This is a genomic window from Jannaschia formosa (genome assembly GCF_003340555.1).
Lineage (GTDB): Bacteria > Pseudomonadota > Alphaproteobacteria > Rhodobacterales > Rhodobacteraceae > Jannaschia > Jannaschia formosa.
In genome coordinates, this window is the sequence record NZ_QPLJ01000028.1 from 1 (window position 1) to 14,591 (window position 14,591).

At 67.4% G+C, this 14,591-nt stretch carries 15 protein-coding genes and 1 pseudogene; 13 read left to right on the forward strand and 3 right to left on the reverse strand.

The genetic code is table 11. The features are described from left to right. The first annotated feature begins 790 nt into the window (after positions 1 to 790). The 13 genes from DR046_RS19260 to DR046_RS19310 all read left to right on the forward strand — a co-directional run bounded on the left by DR046_RS19260 (position 791) and on the right by DR046_RS19310 (position 12,197). Positions 791 to 2,338, forward strand: coding sequence for a winged helix-turn-helix domain-containing protein (locus DR046_RS19260; RefSeq protein WP_115384003.1), 1,548 nt, complete (start codon positions 791 to 793; stop codon positions 2,336 to 2,338). A gap of 109 nt (positions 2,339 to 2,447) precedes the next feature. Beyond that, positions 2,448 to 3,008, forward strand: a complete 561-nt coding sequence (locus DR046_RS19265) for a YybH family protein (RefSeq protein WP_167767190.1) — start codon at positions 2,448 to 2,450, stop codon at positions 3,006 to 3,008. Between the two features lie 123 nt (positions 3,009 to 3,131). Further along, positions 3,132 to 3,767, forward strand: a complete 636-nt coding sequence (locus tag DR046_RS19270) for a sulfotransferase family protein (protein ID WP_115384005.1) — start codon at positions 3,132 to 3,134, stop codon at positions 3,765 to 3,767. 89 nt (positions 3,768 to 3,856) lie between these two features. After that, on the forward strand, positions 3,857 to 5,356 hold the full coding sequence (locus DR046_RS19275) for a hypothetical protein (protein ID WP_115384006.1): 1,500 nt from the start codon (positions 3,857 to 3,859) through the stop codon (positions 5,354 to 5,356). A 348-nt stretch (positions 5,357 to 5,704) separates the two neighbouring features. Beyond that, complete coding sequence (locus DR046_RS19280; protein WP_115384007.1) at positions 5,705 to 6,187, forward strand: hypothetical protein; 483 nt, start codon at positions 5,705 to 5,707, stop codon at positions 6,185 to 6,187. Beyond that, on the forward strand, positions 6,184 to 6,840 hold the full coding sequence (locus DR046_RS19285) for a hypothetical protein (RefSeq protein WP_115384008.1): 657 nt from the start codon (positions 6,184 to 6,186) through the stop codon (positions 6,838 to 6,840). Before DR046_RS19280 ends, DR046_RS19285 begins: the two co-directional genes overlap by 4 nt. 622 nt (positions 6,841 to 7,462) lie before the next feature. Beyond that, positions 7,463 to 8,083, forward strand: a complete 621-nt coding sequence (locus tag DR046_RS19290; RefSeq protein ID WP_115384009.1) for a DUF6634 family protein — start codon at positions 7,463 to 7,465, stop codon at positions 8,081 to 8,083. Beyond that, positions 8,083 to 8,970, forward strand: coding sequence for a hypothetical protein (locus DR046_RS23795; RefSeq protein ID WP_167767191.1), 888 nt, complete (start codon positions 8,083 to 8,085; stop codon positions 8,968 to 8,970). The genes DR046_RS19290 and DR046_RS23795 overlap by 1 nt, the downstream gene beginning before the upstream one ends. A 26-nt stretch (positions 8,971 to 8,996) precedes the next feature. Beyond that, positions 8,997 to 9,815, forward strand: coding sequence for a metallophosphoesterase (locus DR046_RS19295; RefSeq protein ID WP_167767192.1), 819 nt, complete (start codon positions 8,997 to 8,999; stop codon positions 9,813 to 9,815). Then, complete coding sequence (locus DR046_RS23800; RefSeq protein WP_167767193.1) at positions 9,808 to 10,134, forward strand: hypothetical protein; 327 nt, start codon at positions 9,808 to 9,810, stop codon at positions 10,132 to 10,134. The genes DR046_RS19295 and DR046_RS23800 overlap by 8 nt, the downstream gene beginning before the upstream one ends. Then, positions 10,070 to 10,948: a metallophosphoesterase gene (locus DR046_RS19300; RefSeq protein WP_167767194.1), complete on the forward strand. Its 879-nt coding sequence runs from the start codon at positions 10,070 to 10,072 to the stop codon at positions 10,946 to 10,948. The genes DR046_RS23800 and DR046_RS19300 overlap by 65 nt, the downstream gene beginning before the upstream one ends. Beyond that, positions 10,945 to 11,619 carry a hypothetical protein gene (locus DR046_RS19305; protein ID WP_115384012.1) on the forward strand — a complete coding sequence of 225 codons (675 nt, stop codon included), beginning with the start codon at positions 10,945 to 10,947 and terminating at the stop codon, positions 11,617 to 11,619. Before DR046_RS19300 ends, DR046_RS19305 begins: the two co-directional genes overlap by 4 nt. Continuing rightward, positions 11,616 to 12,197 (forward strand): HAD family hydrolase, encoded by a 582-nt coding sequence (locus tag DR046_RS19310; RefSeq protein WP_115384013.1) that lies wholly within the window; start codon positions 11,616 to 11,618, stop codon positions 12,195 to 12,197. The genes DR046_RS19305 and DR046_RS19310 overlap by 4 nt, the downstream gene beginning before the upstream one ends. Before the next feature lie 94 nt (positions 12,198 to 12,291). On the opposite strand, the gene DR046_RS25060 is transcribed toward DR046_RS19310, so the two are convergent. The 3 genes and pseudogenes from DR046_RS25060 to rarD form a co-directional block, all read right to left on the reverse strand. Next, complete coding sequence (locus DR046_RS25060) at positions 12,292 to 12,588, reverse strand: JAB domain-containing protein (protein ID WP_503100235.1); 297 nt, start codon at positions 12,586 to 12,588, stop codon at positions 12,292 to 12,294. A gap of 435 nt (positions 12,589 to 13,023) precedes the next feature. Beyond that, positions 13,024 to 13,368 (reverse strand): annotated as a pseudogene (locus tag DR046_RS19320) (transposase); the annotation flags it as partial. Positions 13,369 to 13,631: 263 nt separating this feature from the next. Next, on the reverse strand, positions 13,632 to 14,555 hold the full coding sequence (gene rarD, locus DR046_RS19325) for an EamA family transporter RarD (protein WP_115384015.1): 924 nt from the start codon (positions 14,553 to 14,555) through the stop codon (positions 13,632 to 13,634). Positions 14,556 to 14,591: the final 36 nt, after the last annotated feature.

The window sequence follows — 14,591 nt, forward strand, 5'->3', positions numbered from 1 at the left end:
TGGACGAGGGGACACAGATCGTGATCCTGTTGCCGCTGGTCGAGGACAGGGGGCGGGGCGGACCGCCTGCCTGAGGGACGTTGCCTCGTGGACTGTCAGCATCGTGGCCACCCAGTGATCGAATTTGTCTCACGCAGCGGAATGGGCGCGTTCCGGAGACGAACTTGAGCAATTCTTTTCGGAATCTCGCTCAAGCAGTAGCCAGCAAATAAACTTGGCTTTCACGGCGTGGGAGCACGTGATGCGACTGCGAGAGCCACCCTGATCGACAGCGTCAGTTTGGTCTTGGAGCGGTCTCGTGGCCGTGCACGGCCACGCGCCACTACGGCGTCGCCTCACTTTCGGTTCGGACCTTCGCTCGATGTTTCGCCCGCGTTCCCGGCGAATGGCCGGAGTCCGCCGAATCTGCACGTCGATGTCTTCCACGCAACCGGCCCAAAGCGGACATCGTCCGTTTCGTTGTCTCTGCGATGCGGCGTAAGCCGATCGAATCTCGGCTCCTTTCAACAGGTCTTCCGATGGGTCCGGAGCGGAAGAAACGTCCTGCTCGTGGCCCCGCTTCGATCCTCGACCGCGACCCGGACGATAGGACATGCGTCGTGCACGGAAATGGAAGGGGCACCGTAAGGGCGGATCACCGGGTTGACGTAAGGGCGACCCTGTCGGTTAATGCGTGGCCGTTCCGCAGGATCGCGCAGTTCCCGATGCCCAGCCCTTTGACGAAGGCGCGAAAAGGACCCTCGTTCTGTTCGGGACAATCTGGTGAGCGCAACGAGAGGTCCAAGGCGCCATGGAGGACATCCGCTTCGGAAGCTTCGTTCTCGACCGCCGCAAGCGGCGGCTGCTACGGGGCTTCGAGGTCGTCCGGATCGGAGCGCGGGCCCTGGACGTGCTGGAGGTGTTGGCCGTCCACCGCGACCGCGTCGTCGGCCGCGACGAGATCATGGAGACCGTCTGGCCCGACACGGTGGTCGGTGACAACAATCTCAACGTGCAGGTGGCGAACCTGCGCCGCCTGCTCGGGGCGGATGCGATCGTCACCGTGCCGGGCCGTGGGCTGGCTTTCGCGCTCGACGTCCTGCCGGAGGACCCGGAGCTCGCGCTGCCCGACCGGCCATCGGTCGTGGTGCTGCCCTTCGAGACGTTCGTGGGCCCCTCCGATCTCGACTGGCTGGCCGATGGCTTCGTCGAGGACATCACCACCGAGCTGTCGCGCTTTCGCGACCTGTTCGTCGTCGCGCGCAACTCGGCCTTCGTCTACCGGCAGATGCCGCGCGACCTTCGCGCGGTCGCGCGGGAGCTGGGCGTGCGCTACGTTGTCGAGGGAAGCGTCCGGGCGCGGCCGGACCGCGTGCGCGTCACGGCGCAGCTGATCGACGCTACGCAGGGCGTGCATGTCTGGGCCGAGAGCTTCGACCACGACCTCGCCGACCATTTCGAAACGCAGGCGCGCGTGGCGCGGGCCATCGTCACAAGCCTCTCGCCGCAGATCGGCCGGGCCGAGGCGGAGCGCATCCGAGTGCTTGCCCCTAATGACCTGAACGCGCACGGGCTCGCACAGCGCGGCTGGGAGGTGATCTCCTCAGGCGAAATGGCCTACGACCCCGGCCCGCGCGACCATGCCGAGGCCCTCGCGCGGGAGGCGCTTTTGCGCGACCCTGGCTCCGCCCTGGCCTGGCGCGTACTCGCCTGGGTCGCCTGGTGGAACGTCTACCACGCGACGGCCCCGAGCATTCCAGACACGCTCGCCGCGGGCATCGAGGCCGCGACGCGCGCGATCGAACTGGACAGGACCGACCACTCGGCCCGGCGGCTGCGCGCGCAACTTCACTTCATGAACCAGGACGTCGCGGCCGGACTGCCCGAGATGCGGCAGGCGCACGAGATGAACCCGAACTGCGCCGTGACCCTGTGCTGGCTGGGCTTCTACGAGGCCATCGAGGGCGATCCGGGTCTCGGCGTGCCGCGCGTCCAGGCCGGGCTGAGGCGCAGCCCGCGCGACCCAGCGCGGGGCTCGATGCTCTGCGCCCTTGGCTTCTCACAGTTCGCGGCGCGCGACTACGCGGCGACCTCCGAGGCGGCGGCGCGGGCGCTGTCGGAGGCGGCGCAGGGCGCCACGCCGCTGATCCTGGGGACCATCGGCCAGGTCGGGGAGGGGCGGCTCGGCGCGGCGGCCGCGACCTTCGCGAAGGTGCAGGCGATGGCGCCCAAGCTGGTGGAGGCGCGGCTCGCCGGCCGCTGGCTCAGCGCGAATCCGGACTATCGGACCCGCGCGCACACGTTCTTCCGCGTCGCCGCCGGTCTGCTACCGCCGGAGGCCGCCGAGCCTCTGCGGTGACGAAGCGACGATCGTTTAGAACTTTTTATCTCGTCTGGTAGTCCCACGGGCCGACGGCCTCCTACGCTCCCGTTTGTCGAAACGAGTGATTGGAACACCACGGATGTCCTTGAAGGTCATCGAAACCGGGCTGAGCCGGACGGGCACCATGTCGGCCCGGATAGTCCTGGGCCGTCCCTGCCGCAACTGGGAAGACGGATGCAAACCTGTTGGGAGGAAGACGATGAAACCGAAAGGCGGGACGCTCGCCTTGGCCTCCATGCTCGCGCTCGGCGTTCCCGCAGCATCGGCGCAAACTTTCGCTGACGACCCGCGCCCCGCGGAAGATCGGTGGGAGGCGCTCTGGCAGGCCAAGGACGCGGAAGCGCTCGCGGCGCTCTATGCGACGGATGCCATGCGCCTGCCGCCGCATGGCTCCCGCACCGTCGGCCCCGAAGCGATCGAGGCGGTGTTCGAGGAGGAGTTCGCCGCGGGGCTCGAGAACCTGCAACTGGAGGCCACCGAGATCGGCCATGACGGCAATCTTGGTCGGGCGGTCGGCGATCAGAGTGTCGAGTTTCCCGTCGAGGGCGAGATGATGACCGGAACCGGCACCTCTGTCGTCCACCATCGGAAGGAAGAGGACGGCGTGTGGCGCATCGTGATTGGCACGTGGAACGACGCGCCGTGACTGCGCGGGCCGCGGACCGAACGGGCGAAATCTTTGCTCTGCCGACTGGCATCCATTCGCCGGAGCCTGGGCTCGTGGCGCGTCCTCGGGTCCGCCAACCTCAAATCGGAAGGGGCTGCCGCGATGGCGCTGAAGATCATAGGCTCCGGCTTCGGCCGAACAGGAACGATGTCGACGAAGATGGCGCTGGAGCAGCTAGGGTTCGGCCCCTGCCATCACATGGTCGAGGTGATGGGCGACCCCGAACAGCTTCCATTCTGGAAGGCGCATGTCGCGGGCGATCCCGTCGACTGGCACGCCGCCTTCGCGAAGTTCGACGCGCAGGTCGACTTCCCCGGAGCGGCGGTCTGGCCGCAACTGGTCGCCACCTTTCCGGACGCAAAGGTGGTCCATACCGAGCGGCCGGAAGAGGAGTGGTGGGCCAGCTACTCCAAGACCATCGGCAAGTTCTGGCAGCATTACGACACGCTTCCGCTCCCGCCGGACATGATCGACCTTTTTGGGACGATGGACGAATTGCTCGCCCACGGCGTGTTCGCGGGAGGCGATCGCGAGACCTGCATCGCGGCATACCGACGCAACAACGAGATGGTCCGGGAGACGGTGCCGGCAGACAAGTTGCTCGTCTTCACGCCCTCGGATGGGTGGGGGCCGCTCTGCGGGTTTCTCGGCGTCTCCGTCCCGGCCGGTCCCTTCCCGCGCAGCAACGCCCGCGACGAGTTCTGGGCGCTCTTCGGCGGCGAGCCCGAAGTCGCCTGAAGGCCAATCCGACGAATTTACGCGCCGTCCGACCAACCTGAAACAGTCAAGCAGCTTGCGCCGATCCCGCGCCTATCAAGAGGTTATCCATGACCAACTCCGTCTCCGTCCGCCCGCTCGCTGTCGGCCTGTTCGCCGCCGCCTCACTGGGCGTGCCGCCTGTTGCGGCCCAGATGTCCGACATGGGTGTCGTCGCGTTCGAAACCTCCTGCACCTCCGAGGCGCAGGCGGCGTTCGACGAGGCCATCACCCTCTTGCACCACATGATGTACGTCCAGGCAGAGGCAGCGTTCGGCCGCGCGGCCGCCGCGGACTCCGGTTGCGCAATGGCGCAGTGGGGGATCGGCATGGCGAACTTCCACCCGCTCTGGGCCGGGCAACCCTCGGCGGAGGGCGCCGCGCGCGGGCGGGCGGCGATGGAGCGGGCCGTTGCGCTCGCGCCTGGCTCCGACCGCGAGGCCGCCTGGCTCGATGCGGTGCAGGCGTTCTACGGCGCCGCGGATGACGGCTATGGCGCGCAGCTCGTGGCCTGGGCCGAGGCGCAGGAAAAGGTGTTGGAGCAATTCCCGAACGATGTCGACGCCGGCGCCTTCACCGCCCTCGCCCGACTGGCCACGGCGCCGCGCGATCCGGATTTCGTCCTGCAACGGGAGGTCGGCGCCATGCTGGAGGACCTTAACGAACGCGCGCCAGAGCATCCTGGCGTCTTCCATTACGCGATCCACGCCTACGACCACGGGCCGCTGGCCGAGAAGGGACTGCCCTTCGCGCGCGGCTACAGCGCGATGGCGCCCGAGGTGCCCCATGCCCTGCACATGCAGTCGCACATCTTCACGCGCCTCGGCTTCTGGGACGAGTCCGCGGAATTCAACATTCGCTCCGCCAGGGCGGCCCTGATCGGGGATTCGGACGACGCGACGTCGGCCCACTACGCCCATGCCGTGGACTACGCCGTCTACGCCCTGTTGCAGCGGGGCGACATGGACGGCGCCGCGGCGCTAGTCGCCGAAATGCTGGGGCTGGAGCGCCACCAACAGCATTTCGGTGCCGCCTACGCGCTGTCGGCCGCGCCCGCCCGCGTCGCGATGGAGCAGGGCGACTGGGCGGCCGCAGCGGCGCTGTCCGAGACGCCGCATGACAGCATCGACTGGACGCTCTTTCCGCAGACCCGCGCCAACATCTTGCTGGCCCGCGGCATCGGCGCCGCCCGGACCGGAGACGCGGTCGCCGCGCGCGAGGCGGAAGCCGCCCTAGCGGCGCTGCACGACGACCTCGTGGAGCGCGGCGGCGGCTACTGGGCCGAGCTCGCGGATGCGCAGCGCGGAAGCGTCGCGGCCTGGGCCGCCTTCGCGGAAGGCGACGCCGAGGCGGCGGTGGCGCAGATGCAGGCGGCCGCAGAGATCGAGGATCGGATCGGAAAGTCCGCCGTCACCCCCGGCCACGTCGTGCCCGCCCGCGAGTTGCTGGGCGACATGCTGACCGAACTGGGCCGCGAGGCCGAAGCCCGCGAGGCCTATGAGGCCACGCTCGCCCTGTCCCCCGATCGCCGCCGCAGCAGCTTGGCGCTGTCCGGGCTGAAGGAAGGCTGACGCCCGCACCGGGGCCCACCGCGGGGGAGGGCCTCGGTGCGGGCACGAGGATCAAGATCGAGACCGGAGCATCACCATCACGACGACGATGAAGAAAGAAACTCCGACTATCGATGGCCGCCTCCGGGGCGCGCGCGCCCGGGACTGGCCGCGCGGACCGACGCGATGACAGCCTTCCTGACGCCCTATCTGAAGCGGGACCGAGGCATCTCTTTCGGCGCCTCCGCCCGATATCCGGTCGCCACGGTCTGATCGGGCCCGGGTTCGAGGCTGCGGCGCGAAGGCCCCTCAACAAGCGGCGAAGGCCGCCACCATGCTCTCGCGCAACACCAGTAGGAGGAGACGGATATGACACCCATCGCACAGGCCCTGGCCGTCGGTGTGCTCGCCCTCGGCACGGCGGGCGGCGCCGTCAGCGTCATGAGCCGCGACATCCCCGACCTCGCCGTCCCCGACGGGCCTTGGGAGGCGAGCGCGGCGCTGGACGGTAAGATCTTCCACACGATCGACCGCATCACCGGCAGCGACGAGATCCTGCGCGACGAGCTGCATTTCGTGGGCGGGCGCTTCCAGTCGTTGATGTGCCAGGAATACTGCGATTTCGGCTGGTCCGAATACAGCATCAAGGAGGTCGACGGCACACTGCACGTCACCGCGACCACCCGCTGCCCCGACGCCCCCCATACCGTGGTCTGGTATGGCACGGTCACGGGTGACGACATCCGCTTCGAAGCAACCTGGACGACCCGGCGCTGGTACTGGACCTATCAGATCGAGGTGACGGGCTCGGGCTCGACCACGCCCGCGCCGGAAGCCGGCGCCGACACATGACCGTCTCTCCGGCCCGCCTGCCGTCGCTCCGCGTCGCGCTGCGGCTCGTGGCGCTGGTGGCGCTGGTACTGGCGGCAACCTGGGGCGCGCATCTGGTGCGCGACGCGCTCGACCTGCGGATCATGCCCGGCAACGAGCAGAGCGTGCACCGCGCCATCATGCTTGGCGCGCTCGCCTATGTCGGGCTGCTGGCGATGCCCTTCGTGCCCGGCGCGGAGATCGGGCTAGCCATGCTGGCGGCCTTTGGCGCCGCGATCGCGCCTCTGGTCTACGGGGCGACGGTCCTGGCGATGATGCTGTCCTATGGCCTCGGCTGCGCGCTGCCGCCCGCGGCGCTGGCCCGACTGCTCGCGCTGCTGCGCCTGCGCCTCGCGAGCGATCTGGCCATGCGCGCCGCGTCCCTTCCGCGCGAGGAGCGGCTCGCCCTGCTGCTCGACGGCGCGCCGCCTGGCATCGCCGCGCTACTTCTGCGCCGCCGCTACGTCGCGCTCGGCCTGGCGATCAACGTCCCGGGGAACGGGCTGATCGGCGGCGGCGGCGGGATCATGATGATGGCCGGCCTGAGCGGCCTCTTCGCGCCTGTGACGACCCTGCTCACGGTCACGCTCGCCGTGTCGCCCGTGCCCGTGGCGATCATGCTCTTCGGGATCTGACCGGACCGGTTTTTCACTCCACGCTTATGGAGATGCCGCACCTGCGGCGAACGACCGCTTTCCGCTCTCCTTGCCGAATGCTGCGCTTGCGAAGCCAGCAAACCGGCCATTGCGGCGAACGGCAGGAAGGTCCGCATAGCCGCCCTTGCACCTGCGTCCGAGCAAACCGCGGTCGAGAGGCAGCTTGGGAACCTTGTGTCAGGTGGGGAATGCTAGATCCCTTCAGAACGGCCTAGTCCCACGTCAAGGCGGTCGCGAATCAGCGTGCTTCCTCCCGCCAAACTGCCATTTGGCAGGCTTCGTCTCACGCCAGAAACGCAGGTTGCGGAAAACTCGTCTCCGAGCGGGGCATGGCCCTTGCAGGGTTGGCAAGAGGATCATCGAGGGGCCGTGCGAGAAAGAAAGTAACGCGTATAATCAGTATTTTGGGCGGCTTGAGGCCGAGATTTTTCTTCAGCCGACTGTCCGAGCAGACCGCCGCCAATTTCTTCGTTGCTCCACAAATGCTTGCCGGTTGGTTCGCCTCGCCGCGCGGTGCTTTTCCCCCGTACGCGCTCCGCTACCGGCGTTGACAGGGCGCCCTCGCCCGGGCCAGCCCGGTCGCGAGGGTCCGGAACCTCCCATGATGAACCAGATGTCGGCCCGCCGGCATCATCGGGCGCGGCGCAATGTCCGCCCGCGCAAGGGAACCTGGGAGATGCCGACAACTAGTCTGACCCTACCGGAGGGGCTCTCGACCCTTCTCGACGCGTACGACACCGTCCTGGCAGGGGGGCCGAGCGACGACGAACGCCGGGCCGCGCCACGCCTCGACGATTGGATTGCCAGAATGGGCACGGTCTGGCCCGTTCTGTATGGCATCCCTACCGGGCATCCCCGGTTGACTCGCCGGATGCATACCTCGCCGCTCCTGTACATCGATATCGACCGAGGCGTCGCGCGATGCCTGTCCCGCTGGTACGTACTCGGATCGTCCGGCCGCATCGCGGTCACAAAGAAGCCCGCTGACGCGACGTCGGAGTTCGAGGCCGCCTTCATCGCGTTGCTGCGCGAGCATGAGGAAGACATCGACAGGACAAACCAGTCGGTCGCCGCTGCGATCAAGACCAGTCCAAGGCGGTTGCTGCTGAGGTTTGGAGCCGAGATCGAGGCTTCGGTAGCGGACCGACTTCGGACCCTTGTCGCCTGCTGGCCCGATTGCCCCCGCTGCGTCCTGCGGCCGGACGACGCCGGGACATCGTGATGGACGCCTACGCCACCTCCGTCTCGCACGACGCCGTCCCCGACTTCTCGGGCGCCCAGGACATGAACGCGCTGATCGTGATCGTGCACGATTGGGCTGCGCTCACCGAGCAGGATCGACGGGCCGGCATCCCGAGGCTGGCGCGAACCTACTTCGTCGGCATGCCCACGCTGCCGGGCGTGTCGATCCCGCTTGCGCTGACGTTCGCGCAACCGGAGGTTTCCGTAGTTCTTGGTGGGAGAACTTTCGAGGTCGGCCTTCGCCCTCGACTGAGCTGGCCGGGGGCGACGCAGGGCGCGATCCAGCTCTTCCACCATGATGACTGGCCTGGTTGCTACGGCAGCGCCAACGTCAATCCCCAGTTCTGGAACGGCCGTCCCGCGCCACTCGCCGCGGTGGTCACACGCGCGCGGCTTCTGCCGCATCTGCCCATTCGTTTGCCCGAGCTGCCGGAGGACCGGACGAGGGCGTTCTGCGGCGTGTGCCACGCCCGGACCGATACGCGCTTCGCGTTCGGTCATGGCCGTTGGAATGGGTCGGCGTTCGTGCGGGCGGGTACGGACGAGCTCATCACGACCGTCGACGATCAGGCCTGGATCAGGCGGCTGGACGTCGGCCCGGTCTGCCAGGAATGCATCGATGCGGTGCTGCCGTCCGGGGACCCGCGGCCGGGCGTTCCCGAAGGCCATGTCTACGTTCCGGAGCGCAATCGAGCGATGCTCCCAAACGAGGCACCGAAGCCAACCAAGTTCACATGGCCGGACGACCCCGACCCGCTCCTGCGCGGCCCGGCGTGGTACGGCGGGCAGGCGTTCGAGTGGCGGCACCTGGAACGGGAGCCGGACATCCTGGCGCGGCTGGACCGTCTCGAGGGGCGGGACCAATGAGCACCTCGCCGACCCTGCGCCTTCTCGTGCTCGCGGATCTGCATCTCGACCGTTGGCTCCCCCATGGTCTGGACCCGCTCGACCACCTCTCGAACGAAGACCTTGCGCAGGTCGATATCTGCATCCTCGCCGGAGACCTGACGGACAAGGCGACGATCCGTTGGCCCGGCGCCTTCGACTGGCTCTGCCGGCGCCTCGACCTCGGCCGTGTGCACGTCTTCGAGGGCAATCACGACTACTACGCCGGCCGGATCGACGACGGCGAGCGACATGCTGCGATCGCGGCCGCGCATGGCGTCGGCTACGTCCAGAGATCCGAGATCGTCCGGGACGGTCACCGCTTCCTGTGCTGCACGCTCTGGAGCGACTTCGCCCTCAACGGCGAGCGGTTCGGGGCGATGTACGACGCCGGCCGGGTGATGAACGATTACCGGCGCGTTCGGGTCGGCGCGGAGGGCTACCGGAAGCTCTATCCCGAGTACACCGCCCGCCTGCATTCCGAGCATCGCGCTTGGCTCGCGCAGCGGCTAGCGGACCCGTTCGGCGGGGAGACGACCGTGGTCACGCACCATGCGCCGCATCCAAGCTGTGTCTCGCCCGGTGATCCCCTGGGACCTGCCTACGCCTCGGACCTGACGCATCTCATCGAAGAGCACCGACCGGCGTGCTGGATCTACGGGCACACCCATCGGGCGCATCGCATCACCGTCGGCGACACGGAGATCGTCTGCGCGAGCGTGGGGCGGCCTCAGGATCGCGACGATCCCGACGGACCGGCGCGGCCGGCCATCATCGATCTGCCGACGACCGGACGACACGACACGGAGGACGACTGCCATGGCTGACCCGAACGATCTCACGCGCGACGAGCTGATCGCCCGGACCGTGGAGCTTCAGGCGCGATGCGACCAGCTCATCCGCATCCTCCGGCATCTCCTCCCTGAACGGTCGGGGCTGTTCTTCATCTGCGGGGAGGGCGGCGAGCAGGACGAGCATGGTCTACCCGAGGCCGTGGAGATCTGCCCGACCTACGGTGCTGACTGGTCCGTCCTCTACCGTCGGGAAGGTCCGCGATCCGAGCGCGTCCCCTTCGAGGCTGTTGACGCGGGATCGCTGGAATTCGACGTGCCGCCCTCGGAAGGCGGAGGCGACGGACACGGCTGACCTTCGCCTCCTCGTTCTCCCGGATCTCCATCTCGACCGCTGGATTGCGGCCGGACGTGATCCGCTCGATCACCTGACGCCGGACGACTTCGCCGGCGTCGATCTGTGCATCCTGGGTGGCGATCTGACGAACGAAGCCATCAACCGCTGGCCTCGCGTCTTCGGCTGGCTGGCCGAACGGGTCGAGCCGTCGAAGACCTTCGCCTTCGAGGGCAACCACGACTACTACTTCGCCTCGATCGACGACCGCGGCCGTCACGCCGAGATCGCTGCCGCGCATGGCGTGGGCTACGCGCAAATGGGCGAGATCGTCCGCGGGGACCATCGCTTCCTGTGCACGACGTTATGGACGAACTTCGAGCTCCATGGCGATCCGCGCGGCGCCATGGTCGCAGCCGAGCGTCTCATGAACGACTACACGATGATCCGGGCCGCCACGGACGACCATTCACGGCTTCGACCGGAGCACACCGCGCGCATTCACGTGCGGCACCGCGCCTGGCTCGAAGCCAAGCTCACCGAAGACTTCGACGGCGAGACCACGGTCGTGACGCACCATGCGCCGCACCGCAGCTGCGTGCCACCCGCGGTTGCGAACGGACCGGCCTACGCGTCGGATCTGTCGAAGATGATCGAGCAGTACCGCCCCGCCCGATGGCTTTATGGCCATACGCACATCCCTCATCGGACGACCGTCGGTGTGACGGATCTGCGTTGTTGCAGCGTGGGCTACCCCTACGAGGACTCCCGCGGCCGACTGCCCAGCCGCCAGGACGTCATCGTGCTCCCGCAGCCGCATAGGAGGTCATCATGACCAGGATCGAGAGGCTCATGAAGCCGTTCGCGATGAACAGATGCCTCCAACTCTACCATAAGCAGCTGTTCCTCTATCACACCATCGATCATGGGACCGATCCGGCGAGCTACGACGCGCTCCCTCACCTCGTCGAGCTGAAGACCTGGCTGACCGCGAACCTGCCGCCGGACTGGTCGATCAACGATATGGTCGTCGGCGTCGTGAACCGCCCACCGCCAGAGCCATACGAGTACTATCCCGATCGGCATTGGGCGCGTGTCGACGCCATGCAAGAGAAGCTTGAGCAAGCCGGTGTTGCTGGCGCGTCCGAGGTGGTGTCCACGATGGCTGGGTGGGCGACTCCAATGGAGATGGCGGTCGACGGCATCGTTCGAAGGATCGCGCTGCACGAGGGTCCAGCGACCGTCGGAATCCAGCAGATCAAGGAGAAGCTAGGGACGCTACGGTTCTACGTTCGAACGAGGGAAGCGGCGCTTCGGGACGATATCGCTCAGATCGCCCACTGGGCCGAACTCTGCTCGCTCGACAGATGCGCAGCGACCGGGCGGCCGGGGGAGATCTCCGGGCCGGGCTGGCTCTTGGTGCTGTCGCCAGAGATGATCGCGCTACGCAAGACGGATCACGCGCGGCTGGCGCGGATGCTGTATCCGCAGCGAGATGAGCGGTGAAGGTTCACCGCCTGTTGCGGCATCTCGACGGGATCCGGGCCATCTGCTTCGACGCCTTCGGGACCCTCGTCGAGATAACCGCGCGGCGTCATCCATACCGGCTGCTGCTCAAGACCTTGCCGCCTGAAGCCCGGCGCGAGTTCCGGCGGCGCGCGATGCGGGAAGATCGTCCGACGCCGGAGTGGCCGAAGGCCCTCGACGCCGACGTCCCCTCCGAGGTCATGGACGAGGTGATCGATGCGATCCGCGCAGAGGCCGCATCGATCTGCCTCCGGGCGGGCGTGAAGGCCACGCTGACCCATCTCAGGACTATCGGCATGCCAATCGGGATCTGCTCGACCCTTGCCTCGCCCTATGGGCCGCCGCTACGCCGCGCCTTGACCATACGGCCCGACTTCGAGTGCTTCTCTTACGAAGTCGGCTTGGTAAAGCCAGAACCAGCCATTTATGGGATGGTCGCCGACGGGCTCGGAGTGCCAGGTCCGCAGATCCTTTTCGTCGGGGATACTCGGGCGGACGATGTCGATGGACCGCGCCGTAAAGGCATGAGGGCGGTGCAGGTTGGCGCGGTGAGCTAGTAGCCGCTTCGGCTCGGATAGCAAAGCGGTTCAAGGTCATGCTCGGCGCCGCTCGTTCAGCTGCCTTCCGACTTCGGGGGAAGATGCCGCGCCCTCAGGCGTCGAGACCGCCCATCGCTACGTCGAGCCCTTCCATTTGCCCCTCGGACCGGAAGGACGTCACCCCGCTACGACCGATGATGAGACGGTCGTGGACGACAATGTCGAGCACCCGGCATGCTTCCATCACCTTGAACGTCATTGCTCTGACTCCCGATAGCTCCTCCATCTGATACTGGAGTCCGGCCCAATGACAGGACCGGACCATGAAGAGATCGAAGTTCACCGAAGAGCAGATCGTCATCCCGCCGCTACCGTGGCCGACTTTCTCACCGCCGTTCTCGGTCTTCATGTGACCGATAGCGGGCTCGATCGCGCTGCGGCGTCGCAGGGCGCGCTTGAGGGCTCGGGTCATGCCGCGGCGCTGGCCGGAGATGAAGACCTCCGGTTCGGAGGACGCGTCGACCCCGTGACCATCCGCCGGATCCTGAGGGACAACGGCTTTCCCCCGGATCTTCTGTCCGACGCGATCTGGAAGGTCGTGCAGCAGGCAGAGGTGCTGGCGCAGGAAGTGGCCCGGGCCCGGATGCGGGCAGAGAGAGGGGTCTCTGTACATGATCAGGGCGGGACCCTGGATGGAGTGTCCTTGGCCGGTCACGCTTGATCGAAGGGGATCAAGAAGATACCCTCAACCTCAGCAAGGCCAGCATTCTACCGGAACGAACCTTTAGAAACCTCATCAGAGGAATTTCGAAATGGCGTCTGCGGCTGCACTCTCCCGCATTCCCGGGCCGCCCGAGCCCTGGTAGGGCAGTTGCACCGCCAGCGTCCTCTGGCGGCGGCACAGCGTCGCGTAGTCAGGCACCGGCCAGTCCAGCCCAGCCAGCTTCAGCAGGCTTGCGACGAAACCCGTCGTCTGACGGAGCGGCAGGCCGAAAAGCACCTTCACCGTCAGGCAGGCCTGGATCGCAGCGTCGCTATAGACCGGCTGCGCGCCGCGCTTGCCCGAGGGCGCCGCATGCCATGCCGTCGACGGGTCAAACCAGACCGTCAGCGACCCACGCCTACGCAATGCGGCATTGTAGCTGGACCAGTTCAGGGTGCGGTAGCGGGTGGGCGCAGGCTTGGACATCCCGCCCAGCTATGTCCCTGGACTCCCGATGTAACTCCCAGGAGCGGCTTCGTGCAACAACGCACTGAGCCTGTCGTTCCAGCGGGGCGCGGAAAGAAGGCCGCGAGAGAGACGAGCCCTCCGCGTTTCGCGGTTCAGCGTCGAAGCGACTCCCTCCCCCGTACGACTTTGGGTCGAAGACCGGCCTCGGAGAAACTGCATGATGCCGCCAATTCCGAACATCGGCGGTGCGGGCCGAAGCCGCCGTCGGACCGCCCGCGCCGTCAGACCGGATCGGCCGCCACGACCTCGGTCGGGCGCTTGCGCCGCGACTGGCGGATCAGCGAGACGGTGTAGATCACCAGCGCGGTCCAGATCATCGGGAAGGCGATCATCCGTGCCGTCCCGAACGGCTCGCCGAAGACGAAAACGGCAGTCAGGAAGATCATCGTCGGCGCGATGTATTGCAGGATGCCGATGGTCGAGAGCCGGAGCAGCTTCGCCCCCGTGGCGTAGACGATCAGTGGCACCGCCGTCACCACCCCCGCCCCCAGCAGCAGCCAGGTATCCTGCGGCGTTCCTGTAGCAAAGTGGCCTTCGCCGGTCATGCCCGTCCACACGATGAGCGCCAATGCGGGCGGGGTCAGCAGCATCACCTCCAGGAAGAAGCCCTGCGCCGGGCCTACAGGGAGGCTCTTCTTGAAGTAGGCGTAGAAGCCCCAGCTGAAGGTCAGCCCGAGCGCCGCGACGGGCACCTGCCCCGCCGCGACCGTCAGCACCACGACCGCCACCGCCGCCAGCGCGATAGCAAGGAGCTGCGCGCCGCGCGGCCGCTCGCCGAGCAGCAGGGCGCCGAGGCCGACGCTGAAGAGCGGGTTGATGTAGTAGCCGAGCGCCGCGTCGAGCGCGTGGCCCGAGCCGATCGCCCAGACGTAGATCCCCCAGTTGACCGAGATCAGCGCCGCCGTCACCGCCGCCATACCCAGCGTCCGCGGGCTGCGTAGCGCAGCGCGGATGTCGGCCGTGCGCCGCATCGCGAGTAGGATCGCCGCCGCGATGGGGACCGACCAGATCACCCGGTGGGCGATCACCTCGGTCGGCGGCACATGGGCCAGAGCCTTCATGTAGAGCGGCAGGAAGCCCCACATGACGTAGGCCGCAACGGCCAGCGCCAGGCCGCGGGGGCTGTCCTCGTTGGTCGCCGTCATGGTGGTCCTCCGTCCGCACCCTTTGCGGTGTCCGGG